Source organism: Ligilactobacillus agilis DSM 20509, from assembly GCF_001436215.1.
Lineage (GTDB): Bacteria > Bacillota > Bacilli > Lactobacillales > Lactobacillaceae > Ligilactobacillus > Ligilactobacillus agilis.
Genome location: NZ_AYYP01000072.1, coordinates 138,700 through 161,667, shown reverse-complemented (window position 1 = coordinate 161,667; position 22,968 = coordinate 138,700). Strand labels below are relative to the sequence as shown.

Sequence of the window (22,968 nt, the reverse complement as noted above, 5' to 3'; positions counted from 1 at the left end):
ACCTTACCCTTTCTTTTCGTCAACTTGTTTTTGCTGTTCGTAGGCGTTAATGATTGCTGAAACCACGGGGTGTCTAACCACGTCGGCCGCGTCAAAGTGAACAAAGCCAATGTGATTTATTCCTTGGAGGGTCTTTTCAGCGTCAACTAAGCCTGACTGGCTATGGCCTTTAGGTAAGTCGATTTGCGTCTTATCGCCGTTAACGACCATCTTTGAGCCAAAGCCTAACCTGGTTAAAAACATCTTCATCTGAGCGCGGGTGGTATTTTGCGCTTCATCCAAAATTACAAAGGCCTTGTCTAAGGTCCGGCCCCGCATGTAAGCTAGGGGGGCAATTTCAATTACCCCGCGTTCAATCAAGCGCTCGGTATGCTCAGTCCCTAAAATTGAGTTGAGGGCATCATAGATGGGCCGCAAGTATGGGTCAACCTTTTCCTTTAAGTCTCCTGGTAAAAAACCTAGTGATTCGCCGGCTTCAACCGCAGGCCGGGTTAGGATTAAGCGGTCCACTTCGTGGCGCTTCAAAGCAGCCACCGCCATCACCACCGCTAAATAGGTTTTCCCGGTTCCGGCTGGCCCAATTCCGAAGGTCAAGTCATTATTTTTAATCATTTGGATATATTGGCGCTGGCCATAATTCTTAACCCGAATTGCCCGCCCCCAGTTATCCTTAAGCAAGGTATCGGTGTACAGGTCTTGGAAATACTCTAAGGTTCCCCGCTCCGCCATCTTCTGGGCGGAAACAATGTCGGCGGCGCTTAAATGAATTCCCTGCATTAACAAGGCCTCAAGCTGGCGCATAATTTCAATTACAGTGGCAACGTCATCGGCCTTACCCTCAATCTTGATGCGATCACCGAAAGGCTTAATTAAGACGTCGTTTCCCTCTTCTAAAAGCCTGAGGTTACTATCATTAATCCCAAACAAGCCTAGTTGCAAGTTAGGATTAGCTAGTTGAAATTCTTTTTCCGTTAGTTTCTCTACTGTCAAAAAAACGTCTCCTCTTTAAAAACCGTACTTATAGGCTTATTTTAACACATTAATAAGGGTGACAAAAGCAAAAGAAAAAGGCTGGAATTTCTTCCAACCTCCCGTGTCAAATTATTGCAATAATTCTTTGACAGTAGCATTAACTAACTTACCGTCAGCTTTACCTTTGAGCTTAGGCATCAAGACGCCCATTACTTTACCAAAATCAGCTTTCGATGTTGCTCCAACCGCCTTAATCGTTTCTTCAACAACGGCCTTTACTTCATCAACGCTCAATTGTTCTGGCAAATAACTTTCAACGACCGCAATTTCTGCTTCTAAATCAGCAACTGCTTGGTCACGTCCGGCAGCCTTGAATTCTTCAAGAGAATCCTTACGTTGCTTCAACTCACGAGATAAGACGCTAACTTCTTCATCAGAAGTTAAATCATGGCCAACGTTAATTTGTTCGTTAGTTACCGCTGCCTTAAGCATCCGGACAGTGCTTAACTTAGCCTTGTCCTTAGCCTTCATAGCAGCGACCATATCCTTTTGTAATGACTCTAATAGACTCATCACTTCTGCCTCCTCTAGAAACTAGAAACGACGCTTGTTTTTACGCTTCCGAGCTGCTTCGGACTTTTTCTTACGTTTTACACTTGGCTTCTCGTAAAATTCACGTTTCCGATATTCTTGCAAAGTACCTGTTTTTGAAACGGAACGTTTGAAGCGACGAAGAGCGTCATCAAGAGATTCGTTTTTACGAACGACTGTTTTTGACATGGTTGTTTCCCTCCCTCCGAGCTTAAATGTAACCGTCTTAAATTGTATAAGTACACAAACTTCAACAGTTCTTTTCTATTATATCTAAACATAGTTTTAACGTCAATAATAGATTGAAAAAGATTTCAAATAAAAAACTCTAATTTAACAACTAGTGGCTAAGTTCATTATGAAACTCGCCTCAAAGTTTGAATTTTGTCATTAGTTATCGAACTACTAGTAATCCCTGTTTCATCAGTAGTAGTCAACGTTACAGCTGACTTATCAACCCGCTTAGTTGATACCGTTTCTGAATTGTTGGCCGGCGTATTGGTTGCAGCAGCTATTCAATCATTAGCAGGTATTTTATTCACCGAGAAAAATTTTACGCATAGACTTACAATCATTTTTCTGCTCGCTAACCTAGATTTTTCGTTTCTTACTATGCTTTTATTTACTCCTATTGTATAATTATTATTGTAAAAGCGCTTTATTACAGAAAGAAAGAGTGATTTCATGACCCAAAAAGAAGTAAATCTTTATATCATTTCCGATTCCTTAGGGGAGACTGCCTTTAACCTAGCCCAAGCGGCTTTAGTCCAATTTCCTGACGCTAAGTTCCAAGTAGAAAAGTTCCCCCTAATCAGAACCAGCTCAATTTTGCAAGGGATTTTGAACAAGGCTAAGCGCAACCAAGCCTTTATTGTTCATACCTTTGTAGAACCAGAGCTGTCCGCTTTAGCCAACGATTTTTGTAAGGAAAATAACCTGGCTTGCATCGACGCTATTTCCGGCTTGGTAAATACCATGGCGAATTTAACCGGACTAGAACCTCTTCATAAAGCGGGTATCAATCATAATACCGATACAGAATACTTTAACCGCATTGAAGCGATTGAATTTGCGGTTAACTACGATGACGGTAAGGATCCTAGTGGCTTCACCAAGGCTGACATCGTCTTACTGGGAATTTCTAGAACCTCTAAGACTCCCCTGTCCCTTTATTTAGCCAACCGGGGTTATAAGGTAGCCAACTTACCTTTGGTGCCTAAGACCAAGATTCCAGACGAAATCTATCAAGTGGATAAGAACCGCATCTTTGGACTCACCAACGACGTGGAGGTCTTAAATGACATCCGCCGGGCCCGGATGATTTCATACGGATTGAATCCCGATACCGCCTACTCAAGCGTCGATAACATCAAGGCTGAATTAGACTTTGCTACCGACTTATACCGCAAGTTGGGCTGCTTACAGATTAACGTTGCCCACAAGTCGATTGAGGAAACAGCGACGCTAATCATTGAGAGTCTAGCTCAAAATAAAATCGACGCCATCGGTGACAATCAACAAGTTTAACCTTACTAGACTCACTGGGTACGAAGGATGTTCGTGCCCAGTTTTTACTTGCTATGCGTGATTACTAAACCACAGCCAAAATTAGAGCATGAATTTATCCGAGTCTTGGCTAATCTAGTCACTCTTAGCTGGTTACCAGCTTTACTTTAACTTAGGCAAACTAAAAAAGAGCTCATTTTTGAGCTCTTTTTTGCTACTTAGGCACCGGTCCAGTGAGCTGGATCTTGCCGCCATTGTTCTAAGACGCTACGTTGATCAGCTGAAACATAGTCGGCCTTAATGGCTGCGTCTAATAGTTCACCGTAATTGGTTAAGGTTACAAATTCTAATTTTTCCTTGGCAAAGTTTTCTGTGACTGCTGCCAATTGGTAACTAAAGATACCTGCAACCCCGATTACATCGGCACCTTCGTTGCGGGCTGCCGCTACCGCCTTTAAGACGCTGCCACCAGTTGAGATTAAATCGTCAATCAAAATGGTCTTAGCGCCCGCAGGTAAGACCCCTTCAATTTGCTTGCCGCGCCCATGGTCCTTAGGCTTAGAGCGGACGTAAACCATAGGTAGGTCTAACTCGGCTGCAATCCAAGCAGCGTGGGGAATGCCAGCGGTCGCCGTCCCCGCAATCACTTCTGCTTGCGGCCACTTTTCCTTAATCAAGGCCGCAATCCCTTTAGCAATCGCCTTTCTGATGGCTGGATAGCTGATGGTTAAGCGGTTATCACAATAAATGGGACTCTTGATGCCACTAGCCCAAGTAAACGGAGCTTGCGGAGAGAGTTTAACCGCCTTAATGTCTAGTAAATCCTTTGCAATTGTCTCCACTATTGTTCACCTTCCCATAATTTCTTAACCAAGTCATAAGCAGCTACGGGGTCGGCGGCCTTAGTAATGGCGCGCCCAACCACGATTGCGCTAGCGTCGTTATTAGCGGCTTGGTCAGGGGTCATGACCCGCTTTTGATCGTCCTTACTATTATCCGCCAGTCTAATTCCCGGGGTTACCCGTAAGAAATCGGGACTAGTAGCCGCTTTGATGGCGGCTGCCTCGTGGGCCGAACAAACTACCCCGTCTAAGCCGGCCTTCTTAGTTAACCGGGCGTAGTTTAGGACGCTTTCGTTCAAACTAACCGCTGAGAGCTGTTCATTTTTCACTAGGGTTTCGTCACTAGAAGTTAGCTGGGTAATTGCAATTAACTTAGGCACCTTGTAGCCAGCGGCCCCATCTAATAGCCCTTCCTTGGCTGCCCGCATCATCTGCAAGCCACCGGCAGCGTGAACGTCAGTCAAGTCGACATGCAGCTTACCTAAAACCCGCATCGCACTTTCAACCGTATGGGGAATGTCGTGGCACTTCAAATCCAAAAAGACATCGTGGCCTAAATCCTTAAGTTGTAACACCAAGTCACTACCGGCACTGTAAAACAGTTCCATCCCAACCTTAACAAAGAGCTGTTCGTCTTTAGGAAATTGCTTTAAGAAAGTCAAGGCTGCCTGGCCATCTGGAAAATCTAAGGCAATTAATGGTCGCTTAATTTTCATTTTTCAGTTCCTTTCTTACTTGGGCCCGTAATTCCTCTAAACTACTAATGCCAAGTTCGTCTAACTTAGCAGGTAATTTTTCAATTAGGTGTGGACAAATTAGCGGATCGTAGAAGTGGGCCGTCCCGATTTCAACGGCTGACGCTCCGGCCAAGTACATTTCGATGATGTCGTCACAGGAACGGACGCCCCCCATCCCAATAATAGGAATATCGACGGCTTGAGCCACTTGGTAAATCATCCGAATAGCGATTGGTTTAATTGAGTGACCCGAAAAACCACCCATTACGTTGCCTAAGACCGGCTTTCTAGTCTTAACGTCGATGTGCATCCCTAAGACCGTGTTAATCATGCTCAACCCATCGGCCCCACCGGCTTCAACGGCCTTGGCGATTGCCACAATATCTGTCACGTTTGGAGAAAGTTTAACATAAACCGGCACGGTCGCTACGGCCTTAACCTTTTCCGTCAACTCCCGGGCCACCTCTGGACTGGTTCCAAAGGCCATCCCCCCTTCGTGAACGTTAGGACAAGAGATGTTTAGTTCCAAGGCGGATACCATCTGTGAGTCCGACAATTCCTTAGCTACTTGTACGTAGTCGGCAACAGTGGAGCCCCCAATACTACCAATGATTGGCAAGTCCGGGTACTTAGCTTTTAAAGCAGGTAATTTTTCATTGACCACCGCTTTAATCCCAGGATTTTGCAAGCCCACCGCATTTAGGACCCCGTTATCGATTACGGCAATCTTAGGGTCAGGGTTACCGACCCGGGGTTCAACCGTGGCGGTTTTGATTACCAAGGCCCCTAGTTGGTTGAGGTCAAACTTCTTGGCACTAGGGATGTCCCCAAACCCGAAGGTCCCGCTAGCTGGCATAATTGGGTTTTTCAAATTTAATCCTGGTAAGTTTACGGCTAAACGCATGATATTTCCTCCTTAAAGTGCATCTGTTGCAAATGAACGGTTTTCTAAGGCCTTAAGCAAGGCATCGGCCGTGTTAAGCGATGTTACTAACGGCACGTTGTGTTCGATAGCAGTCTGTCTAATGACAAAGCCGTCGGAAGCAACTTCTTGGTCATGGCCCATGGTGTTGATTACTAAATCGACTTTGCCGGCCATCAGTACTTCTAAAATACCTTCGTGGTCTGCATCTGCTTGGTCAATCTTGCTTACGGTTAGGACGTGCAAGCCCTTTTCGCGCAAGAAGCTTGCGGTCCCGCTGGTTGCCAAGATCCGGTAGCCAATCTTACTAAAGCGCTTGGCTAGTGGCAAGACTTCATCTTTATCTTGGTCTTCGATTGTAAGTAGGATGGTCCCGTTATCTGGCAAGGTCATCTTCGCCCCACTAAAGGCTTTGTAAAGGGCCTTTTCAAAGGTGTGATCACTACCCATTACTTCCCCAGTCGACTTCATTTCAGGGCCTAAGAAGCTGTCAACGTCGGCTAACTTGCTAAAGGAGAAGACAGGGGCTTTGACGTGAATTGTGTCGCTTTCAGGGTAAAGTCCGCTTTCAAAGCCTTGTTCCTGCAAGCTTTGACCTAAAATGACCCGGGTTGCAACTTGCGCCATCTCCACCCCAGTAATCTTACTTAAAAATGGTACGGTTCGACTAGCACGTGGGTTAACTTCTAAGACGTAAGCTTCGCCCTTGTGGATGATAAATTGGATGTTCATAATCCCGACACACTTCAAGGCCACCGCTAACTTCTTAGTTGCGTCTACGATTTGATCTTTAACCGCCTGGCTAAAGCTTTGTGGTGGGTAAACCGCCATCGAATCCCCGGAGTGAACCCCGGCGTGTTCAATGTGTTCCATAATCCCTGGTAACAAGACGTCCTTACCATCGCAGATGGCATCCACTTCGCCTTCTAGTCCTTCCAGGTAAGCGTCGACCAAGATTGGGTGTTCAATTTCAGCCGGAGCATTTTGGGCCAAGTATTCTTCTAACTCGGTTTCGTTATAGACGATTTCCATTGCCCGGCCACCTAAAACATAACTTGGCCGCACTAAGACTGGGTAACCAATTTCTTGGGCGGACTTCAAAACGTCTTCGTGAGTCGTTGCGGTCTTACCAATTGGTTGCTTCAAACCAAGTTCATTGATTACTTGGTCAAACAACTCGCGGTCTTCGGCCCGGTCTAAGTCCTCAACGGTTGTCCCTAAGACTTTGACCCCATTTTGCTCTAAGCCTTCAGCCAAATTGATGGCCGTTTGCCCCCCAAATTGAACGATTACCCCTTCAGGCTGTTCTAAGTCGATAACGTTTAGGACATCTTCTAAGGTAAGGGGTTCAAAGTAGAGCTTGTCTGAAACAGAGAAGTCGGTTGAGACCGTTTCTGGGTTAGAGTTAATAACGATTGCTTCGTAGCCTAATTTTTGGAGGGCCTTAACACTGTGCACGGTAGCGTAGTCAAATTCGACCCCCTGACCAATTCTGATTGGGCCAGAACCGATTACGATCACCGATTTACGGTCGCTGACTTGGCTTTCATTTTCCTGGTCATAGGAACTGTAGAAGTAAGGGGTGTGGGATTCAAACTCAGCCGCACAAGTATCAACCATCTTGTAAACTGGCAGAATTTGCTTAGCCTTTCTGAAGGCCCGGACTTCTGCTGGGCTAACATTCCACAACTTAGCGATGGTGTAGTCGCTAAAGCCGTAACGCTTAGCTTGCTTGAGGGTCCGGGCATCATGAGGGTGCTTGCAAATCTCAACTTCTAGTTCGGTAATGTGCTTCAAGATATCTAGGAAGTAAAGGTTAATCTTAGTTAACTCATGAATTTCCTCCAAGGAGTAGCCCCGTCTAAAGGCTTCGGTTAGGTAAAAGATTCGGTCGTCTTGAGCGTGCACAATCTTTTCTTCCAAAGTGTCATCGCTGGCAGCGCGAACGTAGTCGGCTAAGAGGTCCTTTTCGTCGATTTCTAGGGAGCGGACGGCCTTTTGGATGGCTTCTTCGGCGTTACGCCCGATAGCCATGACTTCACCGGTCGCCTTCATTTGGGTCCCTAATCTCCGGTTAGCCTTGGCAAACTTATCGAATGGCCAGCGTGGAATCTTAGCCACCACGTAGTCTAAGGCTGGTTCAAATTCGGCGTAAGTTGTACCTGTAACCGGGTTGATGATTTCATCTAGCGTCAAGCCCACCGCAATCTTAGCCGCCATCTTGGCGATGGGATAACCAGTTGCCTTGGAAGCTAAGGCAGACGAACGGGAAACCCGGGGGTTAACTTCGATGACATAGTAGTCAAAACTATTAGGGTCTAAGGCTAGCTGAACGTTACAGCCCCCTTCAATCTTTAGGGCCCGGATTAATTTTAGCGAACAGTCGCGCAACATTTGGTATTCCCGGTCTGATAAGGTTTGGGTCGGAGCCAACACGATTGAATCCCCGGTGTGAATCCCAACTGGGTCGAAGTTTTCCATCGAACAAACAACCATCGCGTTGTTGGCGCTATCCCGCATTACTTCGTATTCGATTTCTTTGAAACCAGCAATTGATTTTTCAATCAAACATTGGGTAGCTGGGGATAGGTCTAAACCGTTAGCCACAATTTCTTTTAACTGGGCTTCGTTGTCGCACAAACCACCACCGGTGCCCCCCATGGTAAAGGCAGGCCGCACGATTACGGGGTAGCCGCATTCCTTAGCGAACTCAAGGGCTTCAGCCACCGTGCCCACCGTTTTAGAAGGAGGAACTGGTTCGTTTAAGTCTTGCATCAGTTGCTTGAACTTTTCCCGGTCTTCGGCTTGATCAATAGCAGCAAGCTTCGTTCCTAGTAACTGAATGCCTAACTCGTCTAAAATCCCGGTCTTAGCAAGGGCAATCGCGAGGTTTAAACCAATCTGGCCCCCTAAGGTTGGTAAGAGTGCGTCCGGAAATTCTTGGCGCATGATTCTAGAAACTGATTCGACTGTTAGTGGTTCAATGTAAACCCGGTCTGCAATTTCGGTATCGGTCATGATGGTAGCGGGGTTAGAGTTAACCAAGACTACTTCATAGCCTTCTTCACGTAAGGCCATACAAGCTTGCGTTCCTGAATAATCAAATTCAGCCGCTTGGCCGATAATGATTGGACCTGAGCCAATCACCATAATCTTATGAATATCTGTCCGCTTAGGCATTCGTCTTTTCCCCTTTCTTAATGTCAATCATGTGCATAAAGTCATCGAAAATATCAACCGCATCGGATGGGCCTGGTGCTGCGTCTGGGTGGAATTGAACGGAAAAGGCAGGGTAATACTTGTGTCTAATTCCTTCCACCGTCCCGTCGTTGATTTCTTTGTGGGTCACAATCAATTGGGTATTGTCAATTGAGGCAGGATCGACCGCGTAGCCATGGTTTTGGGAGGTAAAGGTAATCCGGCCGGTGGCAATTTCTCTTACCGGGTGGTTAAAGCCCCGGTGACCAAACTTCATCTTAAAGGTCTTGGCCCCGTTAGCTAGGGCTAATAATTGGTGCCCTAAGCAAATCCCAAAGACTGGCAGGTGCTTTTCGACTTCCTTAATCATTTCAACGGCGTCCTTCATAACCTCTGGGTCCCCCGGGCCGTTTGAAAGTAACACGCCGTCTGGCTTTAAGCGCAAAATATCTTCGGCCGTGGCTGTATATGGCAGCACGATGGTGTTGCAATCCCGGGCCGCTAATTCGCGTAAGATACTGTGCTTGCTGCCGTAGTCCACGAGCACGATGTTGTGCTTATTGCCTGGATTAGGGTAAGGCTTAGTGGTTGAAACCTGGGCAACTAGGCGGTCAGATAAAACGGTCGCATGCAGTTGGTCAAAGGCATGTTCTAAGTTATCGGTCGCATCAATGATGCTGCCCTTCATGGTCCCGTGTTCGCGTAACTTCTTAGTTAAGGCCCGCGTATCAATCCCACTGATGCCGGGGATGTTCATTTGCTCTAAGAAATGGGGGAAACTGTCTTGCTTGCGCCAGTTAGTCGAAACCCGCGCCACCTCGCGACAAATAACCCCCTTACAGTCAGGTTCTAAGGATTCATAGTCATCTAGGTTAACCCCGTAGTTACCAATCAAGGGGTTAGTAAATACTAAAATTTGGTTGGCGTAAGATTGATCCGTGACCGCTTCTTGGTAACCGGTCATCCCGGTAGTAAAAACTACTTCCCCGGTGGTAGTATTCTTGGCACCAAAGCCTTCGCCCTTAAAGACCGTCCCGTCGTCTAAAATTAAATAACGTTCCATTTTTATCTAGCCTCCCTTTGATAAGCAACTTGCCCTGCCACTAAGGTTAAATAAGTGTTGGCATAAACTGTTTGACCTGTAAACGGAGTGTTAACCCCCATTGAGAGGTAATCACTTTCCTTAATTTCTGATGCCTGGTCTAATTGAAACACGGCGATGTCAGCCAAGCTCCCTGGTAGTAGGCTGCCGGCTGCTAGCTTAAAGGCTTGCGCAGGCTTTAGGCTCATCCAATCTAATAGTTGTTCGAGCTTGAAGATGCCTGGCTTGACAAACTTGGTGTAAAGTAAGGCAAAGGCTGTTTCGCTACCGGTAATTCCAAAGGCCGCTTGCTTCATGTCACCGGTCTTTTCGTTAATGCTGTGAGGGGCATGGTCAGTAGCAATCATGTCAATCGTCCCGTCTAATAGGCCGGCCACTAACGCCGCCTGGTCTTCCTTAGCCCGCAATGGGGGATTCATCTTGTAGTAACCGTCGTTGGCAGGAATATCTTCGTCGGCTAATAGTAAGTGGTGGGGAGCTACTTCACAGGTCACGTTAATTCCGTGCGCCTTAGCCAAGCGAACTAACTCTACGCTTTCCTTGGTAGAAACGTGGCAAACATGGTAATGGACTCCTGTTTCCTTGGCTAGCAGCAAGTCACGGGCAATTTGTGATGACTCGCTGATGCCTAAGATACCTGGTAAGCCTAATTCTTCGGCCCGCTTGCCGGCGTGCATTACCCCACCGAAAAGGAGGGAGTTATCTTCAACGTGGGCAACAATTGCCATGTCTAATGCAGCCGCTTGCTTCATCGCTTGGTACATCACGCCAGCGGTTTGTACCCCGCACCCGTCGTTACTAAAGGCAAATGCCCCGGCTTCTTTCATCGCCTTAAAGTCGACTAACTCTTCGCTTTTCAAACCCTTGGTAATGGCACTGTATTGGTTAATATGCACCTTGCCGTCAGCTTGGTTCTTTTCAACTAACTGGCTTAGTAACTCAGGTTGATCAGGGACCGGATTTAGGTTTGGCATCGCACAAACTGTTGTGTAGCCTCCGTGAGCTGCCGCAGCCGAACCGGTTTTAATCGTTTCCTTGTGGGTAAAGCCCGGTTCCCGGTAGTGGACGTGCACATCGACTAAGCCCGGGCTCACCAACTTGCCACTGACGTCAAGCACCTTGGCGTCGGGTGCTAGTTGACCTAAATTTTGGCCCAAAGCTACTATCTTATCTCCTTCAATTAATACATCTTGGTTAGTAAGTTGGCCGTCATGGTAAACTAAGCCGTTTTGTAATAAAGTCTTCATTAGTTAAGCCCCCCTAACTTTCTGCCGCGCATTACCGCTTCAATCATTGCCATCCGGATAAAGACCCCGTTTTGCATCTGCTGGTAAAAGCGAGATTTGTCCGCTTCGACCAGTTCGCTGGCCCACTCAACGTCCCGGTTAATCGGACCGGGGTGCATGATAATTGCCTGTGGTTTCAACTTGGCGTAGCGCGCTTGGTTAAGTCCGTATTTTTCGTGGTAAGCAGCCGCGGAAAAGCCGGCTTCATTTTGATCACCAGCGTGGCGTTCGTGTTGGACCCGCAACAACATCACGACATCCATACGGGGTAAAAGTTCGTCAACATCTAGATACTGGCCGTAGCTATCAAATTCATGGCTATACCAATACTTCGGCCCCGAGAAGTACACTTTTGCCCCTAACCTGGTCAAAAGTTGCATGTTGCTCTTAGCCACCCGCGAATTAGTAATGTCGCCGATGATGGCTACCTTTAGGCCAGCAAAGTGTCCAAATTCTTCGTAAATCGTCAGCATATCGAGTAAGCTTTGGGAGGGGTGTTGGCCACTGCCATCCCCAGCGTTAATTATACCGAGATTTAAGTATTGGTCTGCCTTAAGGTCGATTAGTTCCTGGTAGTAATTATCCTTTGAGTGCCTGATTACTGCTAAATCCACCCCCAAAGCATCCATCGTTAAGAGGGTATCGTATAAACTTTCCCCCTTATTGACTGAGGATTGGGCCGGGTTAAAGGCCAACTCCTTAAGTCCTAGCTTACTTTCTGCCATTTCAAAGCTAGTGTGGGTCCGGGTTGAATTTTCAAAAAACATGTTGACCGCATAGACCGGCTGACTTAACTCAAGTTGCTTGCCGGCTTTAAATTCCTGCGCCCGCTTTAGGAGAGCCATTACCTCCGTTTCGCCTAGGTTTTCAACACTAACAAAATGTTTTAAACTGACCACGATTATCGCTCCTTAATTTTTGCGTTCACTAACTGCTTGTTGTGGTAAGACTAAGTTTAAGATGATTCCAAATAAGGTTGATAAAGCAATGCTGGTTAATTGGAAATCGCCTAACTTGAGGTAAGTTCCACCAATTCCGACAACTAAGATCACTGAGGTGATAACTAAGTTGCGCTTTAATTCGAAGTTAACCTTATTATCAACTAAGATGCGCATCCCGTTAGAAGCAATCATCCCAAATAAAAGGAAGGAGATTCCCCCGATAACTGGGGTTGGGATTGATTGAATCAAGGCGGAAATCTTGCCGACAAAACTGAAGATGATTGCAAACAAGGCTGCCCCACCTAAGACCCAAACTGAGTGAACCTTGGTCATGGCTAACACCCCGATGTTTTCACCGTAAGATGTAGTTGGCGGACCCCCGACAAACCCGGCCAAGACGCTGGAAAGCCCGTCCCCTAGCAAGGTTCTGTGTAAACCTGGTTTCTTAAAGAAGTTCCGCTTAGTCAATTTGTTTAAAACCATCACGTGTCCCATGTGCTCGGTCATGGTCACGAAGGCGATGGGCGCCATGGTAATGATGGCGGCTGGGTACCATTTGAAGTGGTAGTTAACCCCGAGCACGTCAAAGGCTGGAAGTGAGAACCACTTAGCTTGCGCGACGCTTGAAAAATCGACAATGCCGACTAGGACGGCTAGGATGTAGCCGCAGATAATCCCTAAAAGGACCGGAATCATGCTAGCGAACCCACCCAAGAACATGTTGAAGATGATGGTGACCGCCAAGGTAAAGAGGGCCACCGCGAAGTACTTCAAATCATAGTTGGAGTTGTGAAGCATGGCGTCGTTAGCGGCTGTAGTAGCAAGTGACAAACCAATCACAATTACGATCGGCCCGACTACCACTGGGGGGAGAATCTTATCAACCCAATTTGAGCCAAACTTTGAGATAACTAAGGCGACGATTACGTAAACCAAACCGGCTGCGATTGCCCCTTGACCAACGGCTGGGTAGCCATAATCTTTCATTAATAATTGCATGGTGGCGATAAAGGCAAAGCTTGAACCTAGGTAAGCTGGAATCTTGGCCTTGGTACAAAGGATATAAACTAAGGTCCCGCAACCTGAACTAAATAAGGCGATGCTTGGATTTAAACCGATTAGTAAGGGCACCAAAACGGTTGACCCGAACATGGTAAATAAGTGTTGGATGGATAAAACCAACCAGTGTTGGAAGCTCGGCTTATCTTGCACATCCAAGATTGCCTCGTCGTTTCTAAATTCTGTATTATTCTTGGTCATAAAAACTAATTCTTCCCTTCATTTGCTTAATAAAAAAACCTAGATCAATTACTTTTGACCCAGGTTTGCACAAAATTACCCTAACGTAGTTAAGGTAGTAACCCTTTTGCTCTCTCTGGAGTCAATTAAACGGTTAGTTATTCAGTTAAATCTTTTAAATCAATGCCATCTTTACCATCGACTTCTTCAACGTATACGGCAACTTGTTCATTTAAGGAAGTGGGGATGTTCTTACCAACGAAGTCAGCCCGAATTGGTAATTCCCGGTGGCCCCGGTCAACCAACACGGCTAGGTTAATCTTCTTAGGACGACCCTTGTCCATCAAGGCATCTAAAGCCGCACGAATGGTCCGGCCAGTAAATAAAACGTCATCGACCAAAATGACATGCTTGTCGGTAATATCAACTGCTAACTTAGCGTCTTTAACAACTGGTTGGTCAGTAGTAGCGACGTGGCGATCATCACGGTATAAAGAAATATCAAGTTCACCCACTGCAACGTCTGCCCCTTCAAGTTGTTTTAGGCGGGCAGCAATTCTTTTTGCCAAGTAAATTCCCCGGGTCTTAATCCCCACCAAAACGAGGTTATCAATCCCCTTATTTTTTTCAATGATTTCATAGGTCATCCGGGTTAACGCCCGTTTCATTGCCATTGAATCATAGATTTCCTTAGCCATTATGTTTCCTCCTTTAGACCTCAATCCTTAAAAAAAGCACCTTAGCCAACAATATCAGTGTGTGACTAAGGTGCCTAGACGTATGCCTTGTATTTCCGTACTCATATAAGACTCTGCCTTCTTAGCCTCACGGGACTAATTTTAAAGGATTACTTCTTTTGTTGTACTCATGTTAATTTATTTTACGGCGCTTGTCAAGTTTTTTTAGCATTTCTGCAAAATAAGGCGGTAGCGGCGCTTCAAATAAGAGCTCTTCTCCCGTAACCGGGTGCTTGAAGCCTAACTTGGCTGCGTGTAAATACTGCCCGGCTCCTGGCAAGGTCTTTTTAGGTCCATAGAGCGGATCACCTGCCAAGGGGTGGCCAATATATTTCATGTGCACCCGAATCTGGTGGGTGCGTCCTGTTTCAAGCCGACAGGCCACTAGGGTGTAATCACCAAAGCGGTCTAAAACCTTAAAGTGGGTAATTGCCGGGCGGCCATCCGCGACTACGGCCTGTTTTTTACGGTCTTTAGGCGAACGACCTAGTGGCGCATCAATCGTGCCCTCAGCTTCCTTGATGTTACCGTGAACCAAGGCCAAGTACTCCCGGGTGTTGGTCTTATTTTTTAGCTGGGCTGCCAGTGACTGGTGAGCCAAGTCGTTTTTTGCGACCATCAATAAGCCAGAGGTATCCTTATCAATTCGGTGGACAATCCCCGGCCTAAAGGTACCGTTAATGGTCGAAAGTGGGCAGTGGTACAATAAGGCGTTCACTAAAGTGTGGCTTTCATGGCCCGGCGAAGGGTGAACTACCATCCCCTGGGGCTTGTTAACCACCAAGACATCATCGTCTTCGTAAACAATGTCCAAATCCATCTTTTCAGCTACTAAATCTAACTGCTTAACCTCGGGTTCCACTAAGGTTAGCTTATCTCCTGGCTTAACCTGATACTTAGGCTTTTTTTGCTGGCCGTTAACCAACAAGTTACCACTTGCCAAGAGTTCCTTAAGCTGCGAGCGAGAAAAGTTGCCAAAAAGCTGGCTGGCCACCTTATCTAAGCGCCCGCTTTCGTTTTCTACTACTGCTTCAATCATTGAGTTGTTCATCCTTTATCATCGTCAAAATTAAGACTATTACCCCTAAAGTCAAGGCACAGTCAGCGACGTTAAAAATTGGAAAGTTTATGAAGTCTAGCTGAATCATATCGACAACGTAACCCAAACGCAGGCGATCGATAAAGTTACCTAAAGTTCCTCCTAATAAGAGGGCTAGCCCTAAGCCATACCCCCATTTAGTCCACTTTTTCTTTAGGTAGTAACCAATTACCGCCACAGCCACCAGTGAAATGATGATGAAAAACCACCGTTGCCCGATTAGCATGCTCCAGGCCGCCCCATAATTTCTAATGTGGGCAATCGAGACCAAACCAGAAATCACTGGTTGGCTAGTATTTAGTGGTAAAGTCGTGGCGACAAAATACTTAATCAACTGATCTAAGAGGACCACGGCTAGACTTAAACAAATATAAATCGGCATAGCAATGCCCCTTTTTTAAATTATTCTTAAGTTATAATTATACCGTGTTAAGCCTTAAATAGCAATTTCCCTAAATCTCCATCTTATGCTAAAGTAATAACTGAAAAAGTTGTTTCAAAGGGGTAAAGTTATGACAAAAGAACACACACCGACCTCACTTTTAAAAAAAGTTGGGTATAGCCTGGCAGTCATCTGCTTACTACTGCTTATCTGCGGGATAAGTTTATGTGGTTACTATATTTTAAAGGCACCGAAACTGACCAGCGCTTACGTTACCAGCACCGCATCTTCTACCATTTATGATAGTCAAGGTAAAAAGCTCCTCTCCTTAGGGGTAGACGACCGCGAAGTCATCAAGCCTAACCAGCTACCAAGTCAAACTAGTGCGGCGATTACCTCAATTGAGGACCGCCGCTTTTACAACCACCATGGCCTCGATGTTATCAGAATTTTGGGCGCGGCCCTAGCTAACTTTAAAGCAAGCGATAATAGCCTCCAAGGTGGTAGTACTTTAGACCAGCAGTTAATCAAGCTTTCCTATTTTTCAACCAAGAAATCCGACCAGACTTTGGAACGAAAAATTCAAGAAGCTTGGCTAGCAGTTGAGTTAGACCGGATTTACTCTAAAAAAGAAATCCTCGCCCTCTATGCCAACAAGGTCTTCATGGGTAATGGAATTTATGGGATGCAAACGGCGGCTAAGTATTACTATGGCAAGCCACTCAAGGACTTGAGCCTGGCTCAGACCGCCCTGTTAGCCGGAATTCCTAATGCCCCTTCTTCTTATAACCCGTACGCTAACCAAACCTTAGCGACCCAAAGAAGAAATCAGGTCTTAAAGGCCATGTTACAAACTAACAAGATTTCTAACAGTGCCTACCAAAAAGCGGTGGCAACGCCAATCACTGCCGGCTTATTAGCTTATGACAGCCAAAGAAACCAAACTAGTCATAAACACGCCCTGTGGGCAGATGCCTACCTCAAAGAGGTCGTGGCCGACTTACGGGCTAAGGGCTATGATCCTTACGAAAAGGCTTTAAAGGTCTACACCAACCTCGACACCGCTGCCCAACACCGGCTCTACCAGCTAGCTAACTCCGACCAGCTAAAATATCCTAACGACCAAATGCAAGTAGCGGCTAGCGTCATCAACCCTAAATCCGGGGCGGTTGTGGCCATGATTGGGGGCAGAAAGCAAGGCGAGCTAACCTTTGGCTTGAACCGGGCCGTTCAAGCCACCAGGTCTAACGCTTCCACCGCCAAACCCCTGTTAGATTACGCACCTGCCATCGAATACTTAGGTTGGTCTAGCCAGCACGAACTAGACGACAGCAAGTTCGTCTACCCAGACACCAATAAGGTTCTTCACGACTTTGACGGTACTTACCTCGGGAAGATGACCATGCAAGAAGCCCTGGTCCAATCCCGAAACGTCCCTGCCATCCGGGCCTTGCAGGCGGTAGGTATGAAGCGGGCCCAAAGCTTTATTGAGCAGTTAGGCTTTACTTACAAGCACAAGCTCGAATTGCAAAACGGAATTGGCCTGCCATCTTCTAGCCTCCAAAATGCCGCTGCCTACGCTTGCTTTGCTAACGGTGGTTATTACTACCAACCAAGCTACATCACCAGCATCGAATTACCTAATGGCCAAACTAAGAGCTTTAAGACTAAGCCTAAGCGGGTTATGAAAGCTTCTACTGCTTATATTGTAACCAAGATGCTCGAACAGGTCATTAGCTCTCCAAGCGGAACTGGCCATGATGCGGCCGTCTATGGTTTATACCAAGCTGGTAAAACCGGGACTAACGCTTACCCTAGCGACTTAAAACCAGCCAGCTTCCCCGATAATGCTTTAATGGATTCCTGGTTCAATGGTTATAGCAGAAACTACTCCATCTCAGTGTGGACCGGTTATGATAAGCCTTACGAATCAGGTCACTACCTTTCAGAAGCTGACAGCAAGATTGCCCAAAAGTTCTACCAAGATATTATGACCTACCTTGCCCAAGGTCAGGTTAATAAGCAGTGGACTAAGCCAGCTAGCGTCAAGACCATTAAGGCTAATAACCAAACCTATTACGCCCCTAAATAAATTAAAAGCCGCTAGAAATTAACATTTTAGTAATGTGATTTCTAACGGTTTTTAAATTTTAGACTTCTCCCAGCCTCTTTCCTTAACTAAAAAAGATGCCAGCTATCACACTGACATCTTTTTTTCTTTTAGTTTGGCTAGCCATTCTTACGCTTACCACGCCGATCAACCAAGGCGGTCTTGCCCCCGTCGCTAAACTTCCGGACCCAAGAGTAAACCTGGGTGTAAGAAACGTTAAAGTGCTCCACCGCCAAATTATAGTTATAATGGTTATCAATCGTCCAGTTAACAATCTCTAAGCGTTCGGCTAAAGTCGTCTTACGCGATTGCTTGCCCTTGGCCTTCTTATTCCCCTTGTTTTTTAAGCGCTTACCGTCCGAATAAAGGTTAACCCACCGCTGGATTACCCCTTCATTGGAAATATCATAATCTTGGCGGAGTTGGCCTAGCGAAGCGCCCTCCAGATGTTTTTTTACCACTAACATTTTAAACTCAGTCGAATACCTCTTTACAGGCCGGGGTAAGAGCCCATCCACTCCGTGTTCGTCATAGCGCTCTAACCACCGGTTAAGATTATGGTGGTCAACTCCATATTCTTTTTCAACTGCAATGGTAGTGGCACCCTTTTTGACCAACTTAATATAACGGAGCTTTTCATCAAGCGTATACCGATATCCTTTGTGTGCCACAATAATTCCTCCTATTGCAATAATTGCAACAATTCCTCTTTTGCAGGTGAAAATTTATCTGCAGCTAAGCTTAAATGCTGCTTAGCTAACCCCAGGGCGCCTTCCTCTTTGTAAACCAACCCTAGGTAATAGTGAGCTAAAAAATTATTTCGACCCGCTACTTTTACTATCGGCTGTTTAAGGGCTAAATTAAAGTATTTCTTAGCAAAATCATAGTTTTTTTCTACAAAAAAACTTAGGGCCTGTAAATAAATGTAATCGCCGTCATGTTCGTATTCTGGGTAAGTAGCCAGCCACCGCTGCGCTGCACTTACCTGCTCAGTGGCTAGTAAGATTAAAACCAAACATTCTAAACAGTTAAAAACATAACCTAAACTATAAGCTGGTTTTAACTTTAAACTAGCTTCAAAATACTTTTGGGCTAGCTCCAAATTCTTTTGGCTGTAGTAGGACTTACCTATCTGGAAAAGCAGGTAGGAATCCTGGGGATGCTTGGCCAATTCCGTTAAGAGTAAGTCTAAATTCCGTTGGGCCTTAGCTAACAACAACTCCTGGCTGGCATAACCATCGTGCTTGATAACCAAGGGAATATCTTGGTAGTAGACAGGACCCCCATCCTGCCTGTTGACTTGTTCGTGGATTTTCCTTTCAAAGTTAAAGTAACTTTTTAAGTATAACCTAGGTTCTAACGACTGGGTCTGACTGGTCTGATTTAGATTTAGGCGCACGATTCGCCCGACCGTTTGCCGCAAATCGACCTGGCCCAAGAGCGCTTCTAAAGCGGGAATGTCTACCCCGGCCACCCACTCATCGGTATCCAAAAATAAGACCAGGTCGCACTTAGCCTGGCTGGCCAGGTAATTTCTCGCCCAGGCAAAGTCGCCTCGCCACGCCTGTTGGTAGACCTTCGCCCCGAACCTTTCTGCTACCTGAATGCTGTCATCGCTAGAGCCGGTATCTAAGACCAAGACTTCTGCCACAAGCCCCTGCAAGCTTTTAAGGGACTCTAAACACCGAGCTAATTTTTTACTTTCATCCTTAGTAATAACACAAACTGATACCCTCATCGTTTCATCCTCTCTGTTAGTAGTTGATAAGCCCCATACAAACCAGCCTGATTACCCAGCTTAGCAGCTACTAATTCAGGCCGGTAAAGTGGATTGTTTGGCAAGCTGCCCATAATTTCCAGGAAGGACTGGTTAAGTAGTGTGATTAACTTTTCTTCCTGGCCTAAGCCACCCCCGATGGCAATCCGTTCTAAGTCAAAGCTGACCTGCAGGTTGACCAAGACGGTGGCTAAGTTATAACTATAAGTCTGAATCAGTTCCTTAGCCAGGGGATTTTCTAGGGCGGCCAAAAAGACCTGGTGGTCCGTCATCTCCTTAGCTGCCCCTAGCAAATCCCGCAAAGCGGTCATTAATTTGACAGCCGAAGCGGACTCGGATAAGAAGCGCTTATTTTGTACCAGGTAGGAAAACTCTCCGGCTAGCTGGTGGCGGCCTTCGTGGATGCGGTTAGCCAAAATAACTCCGCCCCCAATACTAGTCCCTAAGGTAACTAAGGCCCCATCAGAGACTGCTTTTAGGCTCCCCATAGTCTGCTCGGCTAACAACGCGGCCTTGGCATCATTAATTACCACTACTGGTAAGTTAAATTTAGCTTCTAAACGCTCAACTAAGGGCTGTTCATAGCCTAGTGGCGTTACCAAGCCAATCGTGCCTTTTTGCGTATTAACCCGGCCAAACAGGGCAATGCCAACTCCGCTGATAAGAAACTGGTAATTAGCAATGATGGTCATTACGGTGGCTTCAACTTGCTGGTAATTTTTAAGTTGTACCGCTTCGATTCGAGAAGCAACTAAGTTTCCTTCCTCATCAAACAAGCCCAACTTAAGGTGACTTTGCCCTAAATCCAAAGCCAAGTAGTAGTCGGCCACAAACTGCCGTTCCTTTAGGCGCTTGAGGTCACTTAGGCCGTTTAACCTGGCCGCAAAGTAATGCACCACCGCCTCGTTAGGTTTACCACTTAACTCCAAGGCGTTAGCCAACATCAACTGGCCTAGTTGCCCGGAGCGGTCCGCTTGCTTAGCATTACCTAAGGCCAGCGCTTGTCGGTAGTGGGCAACCGCTTTGTCAAAGTCATGCACCTGACTATAAATTACCCCGGCCAAGTAGGAATTATCGGCGTCCAGTTGCAAATCGCCAAAGGCCGTCAGTAACTGGGAAGCAAACTCAACTTGTTCGCACTCTAAAAGTAACTCCAAGTAAGTTGCCAAGCCGGCTTGAAAATAGCTTTGGCCGACGTTAGTTTCCGCCAACAGCCACCAGCGAAAATAGACTAAGGCCATCTGCTTACGCCCGGTTTGGCGGTAAGTTTGAGCCACCTGGTATAAGACGTAAGGATTTTTAGCCGCTTCAGCCGGTAAGCCCTGCTCTTTTAACAAGAGAAGCAAGTTTCTTTTAGCCTTTTGCTCAAACACTTCTGGCTTAAGGTAACCATCGTGCAAGAGCTCCAGTTCAAGCTTAACTTCCTTACGCTTCTTTTCTCCTGCCAAAGGCATTGGTCGTTCATGCAGCTTACCTTGGTAGCGGAAGTACTTTTTAGAAAAAAGCCGGGTCACCAAGTATTGGCTAGCTTGCCAACCACTTTCGGTCTGATTAAGCCGGACAAAGGAGCCCACCGCCGTCCTCAAATCTGCCTTGGCAAAGAAATCCGCAATTTGAGTCCTAACTTGTTCAAGCTTAGCGCTCGCAAACCACTCATCGCTATCAATCACTAGGATTTGATCATACTTAGCCTGCTTTAGGGCGTAATTTCGCGCCAGGGAAAAATCATCCGGCCATTCATAATAAAAATAGCGGGCGACTTCAACTCCAGCCACCACGGCTGCCGTTTCATCTTGCGAGCCCGTGTCTATCACAACAATATCAGCCACCAACTTGCTTAGACAAGCTAAACAGCGCCTCAACTTTTCCGCCTCGTTTCTAGTAATGATACAAGCCGATACCGCCAGTAAGTCTGTTTCCATGAACTCTGTTCCTTTCATTAAACTTTGATATAAAAAGGGACAGGAAAAATTCCCTGTCCCTAGTTGTAATTAACAAGTCATTATGCCCCAAAGGACAAGTTAGCCTTTTAATTAGCCGATGTTTTGTAACAATGTCAATACTGATTGTGGCATTGAGTTTGCTTGTGAAAGCATTGATGTTGCAGCTTGTAACAAGATGTTTGAACTTGTGTAGCTAGTCATTTCTTGCGCCATGTCAACGTCTTTAATCCGTGAGTTAGCGGCTGACAAGTTAGTAGTTGTTGCTTCCAAGCTGTTAACTGTATGGGATAAACCGTTTTGAGCAGCACCTAATTGAGCGCGTTGGTCTGAAACAGCCTTGATAGCTTTATCTAAGTCACCAAGTGCAGTTGTCCCAGCAAATGAAGCTGCGAATGAAGCTTGAGTACCCTTAGCCAATGAACCAACTTGTTTTACTAAAGTAGCAAGACCAAGTGAGGTTGAATCCATTGATTGGATTGTAACTGAAGTTGTTTCACCTGAGTTAGCCCCTACTTGGAATTGGAAACTAGTAGTTGTAGCAGCTGTACCTGAAGCTGCACCATCTTTTCCAAAGAGACCTAAGCCGTTGAACTTAGTGTTCTTGCTAATAGCGTCAATGTTAGAAGCTAAGGTATTCATTTCCAAAGCGATTTCTTGACGGTCTTCTGATTGTAATGTTCCGTTTGATGCTTGAAGGGAAAGGTCACGCATCCGGTTTAACATCTTTTGAGTTTCTTCAAGCGCACCTTCTGCTGTTTGAAGAAGGGAAATCCCATCTTGAGCGTTTGAGCGTGCTTGCTTCATCCCACTGATTTGAGCAGTCATCTTGTTTGAGATTGCTAAACCAGCAGCATCGTCTGCAGCTGTGTTAATCCGTGAACCAGATGATAATTTTTCTAAGGCGCTTGCCTTGGCATTAGCGGCTGCTGAGTACTTTGTGTAAGTATTCATTGCAGCAGTATTTGTGTTAATCCGCATAATAATTGCCTCCTAATGAGTTTGTTTGTTGTTAGCTAGAAGTCTTAACTCCTTACATGTATATATATCGGTTGAAAAGAAAAATCTTAAAGCCCTTTTTTTAATTATTTTTGAGATTTTTAAATAGTCCAGTTTCCTAGTGAAACAAAGCACGACAAAAACAAATTTTCCACTATTATTAAAAAAGGCTTAACCGTTTTGAGTTAAGCCTCTCGATAAGTTTTAAGCTAATAATTAGCCGATGTTTTGTAACAATGTCAATACTGATTGTGGCATTGAGTTTGCTTGTGAAAGCATTGATGTTGCAGCTTGCAACAAGATGTTTGAACTTGTGTAGCTAGTCATTTCTTGTGCCATGTCAACGTCTTTAATCCGTGAGTTAGCGGCTGATAAGTTAGTAGTTGTTGCTTCCAAGCTGTTTACCGTATGAGATAAACCGTTTTGAGCAGCACCTAATTGAGCACGTTGGTCAGAAACTTTCTTGATAGCAGCATCTAACTTACCTAAAGCAGTTGTCCCAGCAAATGAAGCTGCAAAGGCAGTTGACTTGCCAGAAGTTGCAAGGGAAGCGACTTGGGAAGCCACACTGTATAAACCAAGTGAGGC

21 protein-coding genes are annotated in these 22,968 nt (G+C 45.9%); 2 read left to right on the top strand and 19 right to left on the bottom strand.

What is annotated here, in order from left to right; translation table 11 throughout:
- Window positions 1-3: 3 nt before the first annotated feature.
- The 3 genes from FC14_RS10130 to rpsU all read right to left on the bottom strand — a co-directional run bounded on the left by FC14_RS10130 (window position 4) and on the right by rpsU (window position 1,752).
- Window positions 4-990 carry a PhoH family protein gene (locus FC14_RS10130; RefSeq protein ID WP_056977922.1) on the bottom strand — a complete coding sequence of 329 codons (987 nt, stop codon included), beginning with the start codon at window positions 988-990 and terminating at the stop codon, window positions 4-6.
- Between the two features lie 111 nt (window positions 991-1,101).
- Window positions 1,102-1,545: a GatB/YqeY domain-containing protein gene (locus FC14_RS10125; protein ID WP_050612162.1), complete on the bottom strand. Its 444-nt coding sequence runs from the start codon at window positions 1,543-1,545 to the stop codon at window positions 1,102-1,104.
- 21 nt (window positions 1,546-1,566) lie between these two features.
- Window positions 1,567-1,752 carry a 30S ribosomal protein S21 gene (gene rpsU / locus FC14_RS10120; RefSeq protein WP_003694124.1) on the bottom strand — a complete coding sequence of 62 codons (186 nt, stop codon included), beginning with the start codon at window positions 1,750-1,752 and terminating at the stop codon, window positions 1,567-1,569.
- 495 nt (window positions 1,753-2,247) lie between these two features.
- Here rpsU and FC14_RS10115 point away from each other — a divergent pair, with 495 nt between their 5' ends.
- A complete protein-coding gene (locus FC14_RS10115; RefSeq protein ID WP_056977920.1) occupies window positions 2,248-3,090 on the top strand; it encodes a pyruvate, water dikinase regulatory protein in 843 nt (280 codons plus the stop codon).
- A gap of 197 nt (window positions 3,091-3,287) precedes the next feature.
- Here the strand turns inward: FC14_RS10115 and pyrE are convergent, their stop codons facing one another.
- The 11 genes from pyrE to lspA all read right to left on the bottom strand — a co-directional run bounded on the left by pyrE (window position 3,288) and on the right by lspA (window position 15,554).
- The gene (gene pyrE, locus FC14_RS10110; protein ID WP_056977918.1) at window positions 3,288-3,911 is read right to left on the bottom strand and encodes an orotate phosphoribosyltransferase; all 624 of its coding nucleotides are present in this window, start codon (window positions 3,909-3,911) and stop codon (window positions 3,288-3,290) included.
- Window positions 3,911-4,627, bottom strand: coding sequence for an orotidine-5'-phosphate decarboxylase (gene pyrF, locus FC14_RS10105; protein ID WP_056977916.1), 717 nt, complete (start codon window positions 4,625-4,627; stop codon window positions 3,911-3,913). The genes pyrE and pyrF overlap by 1 nt, the downstream gene beginning before the upstream one ends.
- Window positions 4,617-5,552 carry a dihydroorotate dehydrogenase gene (locus FC14_RS10100; RefSeq protein WP_056977914.1) on the bottom strand — a complete coding sequence of 312 codons (936 nt, stop codon included), beginning with the start codon at window positions 5,550-5,552 and terminating at the stop codon, window positions 4,617-4,619. Before FC14_RS10100 ends, pyrF begins: the two co-directional genes overlap by 11 nt.
- Window positions 5,553-5,564: 12 nt before the next feature.
- The gene (gene carB / locus FC14_RS10095) at window positions 5,565-8,750 is read right to left on the bottom strand and encodes a carbamoyl-phosphate synthase large subunit (RefSeq protein WP_056977911.1); all 3,186 of its coding nucleotides are present in this window, start codon (window positions 8,748-8,750) and stop codon (window positions 5,565-5,567) included.
- A complete protein-coding gene (locus FC14_RS10090) occupies window positions 8,743-9,831 on the bottom strand; it encodes a carbamoyl phosphate synthase small subunit (RefSeq protein ID WP_056977909.1) in 1,089 nt (362 codons plus the stop codon). Before FC14_RS10090 ends, carB begins: the two co-directional genes overlap by 8 nt.
- Window positions 9,832-9,833: 2 nt before the next feature.
- Window positions 9,834-11,117 carry a dihydroorotase gene (locus FC14_RS10085; protein WP_056977907.1) on the bottom strand — a complete coding sequence of 428 codons (1,284 nt, stop codon included), beginning with the start codon at window positions 11,115-11,117 and terminating at the stop codon, window positions 9,834-9,836.
- The gene (locus FC14_RS10080; RefSeq protein WP_056977905.1) at window positions 11,117-12,061 is read right to left on the bottom strand and encodes an aspartate carbamoyltransferase catalytic subunit; all 945 of its coding nucleotides are present in this window, start codon (window positions 12,059-12,061) and stop codon (window positions 11,117-11,119) included. The genes FC14_RS10085 and FC14_RS10080 overlap by 1 nt, the downstream gene beginning before the upstream one ends.
- Before the next feature lie 6 nt (window positions 12,062-12,067).
- On the bottom strand, window positions 12,068-13,357 hold the full coding sequence (locus tag FC14_RS10075) for a solute carrier family 23 protein (protein ID WP_056977903.1): 1,290 nt from the start codon (window positions 13,355-13,357) through the stop codon (window positions 12,068-12,070).
- A 137-nt stretch (window positions 13,358-13,494) separates the two neighbouring features.
- The gene (gene pyrR, locus FC14_RS10070; RefSeq protein WP_050612151.1) at window positions 13,495-14,034 is read right to left on the bottom strand and encodes a bifunctional pyr operon transcriptional regulator/uracil phosphoribosyltransferase PyrR; all 540 of its coding nucleotides are present in this window, start codon (window positions 14,032-14,034) and stop codon (window positions 13,495-13,497) included.
- 172 nt (window positions 14,035-14,206) lie between these two features.
- Window positions 14,207-15,112, bottom strand: coding sequence for an RluA family pseudouridine synthase (locus FC14_RS10065; protein ID WP_056977901.1), 906 nt, complete (start codon window positions 15,110-15,112; stop codon window positions 14,207-14,209).
- A complete protein-coding gene (lspA, locus tag FC14_RS10060) occupies window positions 15,105-15,554 on the bottom strand; it encodes a signal peptidase II (RefSeq protein ID WP_056977899.1) in 450 nt (149 codons plus the stop codon). Before lspA ends, FC14_RS10065 begins: the two co-directional genes overlap by 8 nt.
- 130 nt (window positions 15,555-15,684) lie before the next feature.
- Here lspA and FC14_RS10055 point away from each other — a divergent pair, with 130 nt between their 5' ends.
- Window positions 15,685-17,646 carry a transglycosylase domain-containing protein gene (locus tag FC14_RS10055; protein WP_056977897.1) on the top strand — a complete coding sequence of 654 codons (1,962 nt, stop codon included), beginning with the start codon at window positions 15,685-15,687 and terminating at the stop codon, window positions 17,644-17,646.
- Window positions 17,647-17,783: 137 nt separating this feature from the next.
- Here FC14_RS10055 and FC14_RS10050 read toward each other — a convergent pair whose 3' ends face one another.
- From FC14_RS10050 to FC14_RS10995, 5 genes are all read right to left on the bottom strand, one after another.
- Entirely contained in the window at window positions 17,784-18,335 is a 552-nt protein-coding gene (locus FC14_RS10050; protein ID WP_056977896.1) for a helix-turn-helix domain-containing protein, read from the bottom strand.
- An 11-nt stretch (window positions 18,336-18,346) separates the two neighbouring features.
- Window positions 18,347-19,402, bottom strand: coding sequence for a tetratricopeptide repeat-containing glycosyltransferase family 2 protein (locus FC14_RS10045; protein WP_056977894.1), 1,056 nt, complete (start codon window positions 19,400-19,402; stop codon window positions 18,347-18,349).
- Window positions 19,399-21,363, bottom strand: a complete 1,965-nt coding sequence (locus FC14_RS10040; RefSeq protein WP_056977892.1) for an ROK family protein — start codon at window positions 21,361-21,363, stop codon at window positions 19,399-19,401. The genes FC14_RS10045 and FC14_RS10040 overlap by 4 nt, the downstream gene beginning before the upstream one ends.
- Window positions 21,364-21,474: 111 nt before the next feature.
- Window positions 21,475-22,362, bottom strand: a complete 888-nt coding sequence (locus FC14_RS10035) for a flagellin N-terminal helical domain-containing protein (protein ID WP_056977890.1) — start codon at window positions 22,360-22,362, stop codon at window positions 21,475-21,477.
- Between the two features lie 234 nt (window positions 22,363-22,596).
- Window positions 22,597-22,968, bottom strand: a 372-nt coding sequence (locus FC14_RS10995; protein WP_268872187.1) for a flagellin, incomplete at its 5' end; no start/stop codon positions are given.